Here is a 1,070-nt window from a genome sequence, read left to right as displayed (position 1 = left end):
TCGGCGCGCACCACCAGGCCTTCGCCGGCGCGCTGCACGAAGCCGGCGCCGGCCTGCACGTTGGCGCGCTGCAGGGCGGTGACCAGGTCGGCCAGGCCCAGGCCGTGCGCGGCCAGCCGCGCCGTGTCCGGATGCACCCCGTATTCCTTGACGTAGCCGCCGACCGTATCCACGCCGGCCAGTCCCGGGCTGGCGCGCATCTGCGGCGCGATGATCCAGTCCTGCACGGTGCGCAGATAGGTGGCGCGCTCCTGCGGCGTGCGCAGCAGTTCGCCGTCCGGCGTGCGATAGACCGCGCCGGCCTGCCAGCCCGCCGCGCCCGGCCGGGCCAGCCGGGACGGATCGAACGCGGTGAAGTCCACCGTCCACATCAGTACCTCGCCCAGGCCGGTGGTCACCGGCGACAGCCGCGGCGTCACGCCGTCGGGCAACGCCTCGGCCGCCTCGCGCATGCGTTCGGCCACCTGCTGGCGGGCGAAGTAGAGGTCGGTCGCATCGGTGAAGATCGCGGTGACCTGCGAAAAGCCGTTGCGCGACAGCGAGCGGGTGGCGGTCAGGCCGGGGATGCCGGCCAGCGCGGTTTCCAGCGGGTAGGTCACCTGCCGCTCGATCTGCTCCGGGGTCAGGGCCGGCGCCACCGTGTTGAGCTGCACCTGGCGGTTGGTGATGTCCGGTACCGCGTCGATCGGCAGCCTGCCCAACTGGAACAGGCCCACGGCGGCGAGCAGCGCGGCCAGCGCCACCACCAGCCAGCGGTGGCGCACGGCGGTGTCGATGATCAGCTTGAACATGGTCGCCTCCTCAGTGGCCGTGGTCGGCGTCGCCCTTGGCCAGTTCGGCCTTGAGCAGGAAGGCGTTGGCGCCGACGATGCGTTCGTCGCCGCGCAGTCCGCCGAGGATCTCGATGCGGTCGCCGGCGCGCCGCCCGACCAGCACCGGCTGCGCCTTGAAGCCGCCCGCGACCGCCACGAACACCGCGTTGCGGCCCTCGACGGTCTGCACCGCATCGGCGGGGACGCTGAGCGCGCTGTCCTGGCCGTCGGTGACCAGCACCGCCGAGACCGGCGAGC

At 73.2% G+C, this 1,070-nt stretch carries 1 protein-coding gene and 1 pseudogene; both read right to left on the bottom strand.

Features of this window, described 5'->3' with window-relative positions; translation table 11 throughout:
- Positions 1–791: efflux RND transporter permease subunit (locus D183_RS25250; protein ID WP_039728657.1), on the bottom strand; the 791-nt coding region annotated here is incomplete at its 3' end.
- 10 nt (positions 792–801) lie between these two features.
- Positions 802–1,070, bottom strand: a pseudogene (locus D183_RS25245) (efflux RND transporter periplasmic adaptor subunit); the annotation flags it as partial.

Source organism: Xanthomonas sp. SHU 199, assembly GCF_000364665.1.
Taxonomy (GTDB): Bacteria; Pseudomonadota; Gammaproteobacteria; order Xanthomonadales; family Xanthomonadaceae; genus Xanthomonas_A; species Xanthomonas_A sontii.
This window is presented reverse-complemented; position numbering and strand designations above follow the sequence as displayed.